Raw genomic sequence first — 1,575 nt, 5'->3', positions numbered from 1 at the left:
CTCGCCCTGGTCACCGGCGCCTCGGCCGGCATCGGCGCGGACTTCGCCCGCCATCTGGCGGAGCGGGGCTATGACCTGGCGCTCACCGCCCGGCGGGCTGATCGGCTGGAAAGCCTGGCCGGCGAGCTGGCCGCCCGCTTCGGCGCCGGCGCCCTGATCCTGCCCGCCGATCTGTCGCGGCCCGACGCCGCCGGCGAGATCGCCCGGGCCGTGCTGGACGACCCACGCCCCTTGCGGGCGCTGGTGAACAATGCCGGCTATGGCCTGCCCGGCGGCTTCGGTGACACCGTCTGGGTCGATCAGGCGGCCTTTCTGCAGGTCATGCTGACCGCGCCCCTGGAATTGATCCATCGCCTGGCGCCGACCATGCGCGCCCAAGGCCATGGACGGATCGTCAATGTGGCCTCCCTGGCCGGCCTGGTCCCCGGCGGGGCGGGGCATAGCCTCTATGCGGCGGTCAAGAGCGGCCTCATCCGGGCGAGCCAGAGCCTGCATCTGGAGATGGCGCCCGACGGGGTTCATGTGAGCGCCCTGTGTCCCGGCCTGACCTGGTCGGAGTTCCACGATGTGAACGGCATGCGCGCCCAGCTGGACCGCACCACCCCGTCCTGGCTCTGGACGACCGCGCCCGAGGTGGTGGCCGCCGGCTGGCGGGCGGTGGAGGCCAACCGCCCCGTCTGCGTGCCCGGCGCGCTCAACAAGGCCATCGCCCTCTTGGGCCGACTGGTTCCCGACAGGGCGATCATGGCGCTGACCGTCTCCAAGGCCTGGCGGTTCAGCAAGCCCTGAGGACGCTAAAGTCGCGCGGGCGCCCCGCGGCGCCCGTCAGGGGGTCACATAGGGCTTGGCCGCTTCGTTCAGGATGACGCCGCTGGTGGCGTCGGCGATGCCGATCAGGACGAACTGGACGGCCATGGCGCAGAGGATCAGGCCCAGGACCCGCACCACGATGGTCATGCCGATGCGGCCGAGGATCTTGGAAATCACCGGCGCGGCCCAGAAGCAGAGCATGGTCACCACGGCGATCGCCCCGATCACGCCGACCCCAATGGCCGCGCCCGCCATGCCGAAGGCCTTGGCTTCGCTGGCGTAGATCACCACCGAGGAGATGGCGCCCGGCCCGATCAGCAGGGGCATGGCGAAGGGCACGATCAGGCGCTCGAACCGCCGCCCGGCGCGGCCGCGGGGGTTCTCGTCGGCCTCGGCCATGTCGGCGAAGGTGGCGGTGAAGTCGTCCCGCGCCATTTCCAGGCCCAGCAGGAAGAGGATGATCCCGCCCGCAATGCGGAAGGCCGGCAAGGAGATGCCGAAAAAGGCCAGCAGGGCCAGGCCCGAAAAGTAGAAGAAGGTCAGGAAGCCCAGGATGAACAGGGCGATATAGAAGGCCACCAGTCGCGAATCGCGGCCCTTGGTCCCCTGGGTGGCGGCGCCGAACAGGGGCACGTTCCCGATCGGATCGATCAGGGCGAACAGGGCGACGAAGAAGTTGACCGCGAATTCGGCCTGGGTCATGCACCGCTCCTAGAGCGCGTTCCGATAAGTGGGAACCGGTTATCGGAACGAAACGCGCTCAAG

The 1,575-nt window shown here is 69.6% G+C and carries 2 protein-coding genes; one reads left to right on the top strand and one right to left on the bottom strand.

Going from position 1 to position 1,575, the window contains the following annotated elements:
* A partial coding sequence (locus V7D28_RS15295) for an SDR family NAD(P)-dependent oxidoreductase (protein ID WP_333588239.1) occupies window positions 1–789 on the top strand: 789 nt, incomplete at its 5' end.
* Window positions 790–825: 36 nt separating this feature from the next.
* Here the strand turns inward: V7D28_RS15295 and V7D28_RS15290 are convergent.
* Window positions 826–1,512 (bottom strand): MarC family protein, encoded by a 687-nt coding sequence (locus V7D28_RS15290; protein WP_333588238.1) that lies wholly within the window; start codon window positions 1,510–1,512, stop codon window positions 826–828.
* Window positions 1,513–1,575 lie beyond the last annotated feature (63 nt).

The organism is Phenylobacterium sp. (genome assembly GCF_036723115.1).
In the GTDB taxonomy this organism is placed as follows: domain Bacteria; phylum Pseudomonadota; class Alphaproteobacteria; order Caulobacterales; family Caulobacteraceae; genus Phenylobacterium.
This window is presented reverse-complemented; position numbering and strand designations above follow the sequence as displayed.

Excerpts from the sequence above, each read along its gene's own strand:
- V7D28_RS15290 (WP_333588238.1), bottom strand. The coding sequence starts at position 1,512 with ATGACCCAGGCCGAATTCGCGGTCAACTTCTTCGTCGCCCTGTTCGCC.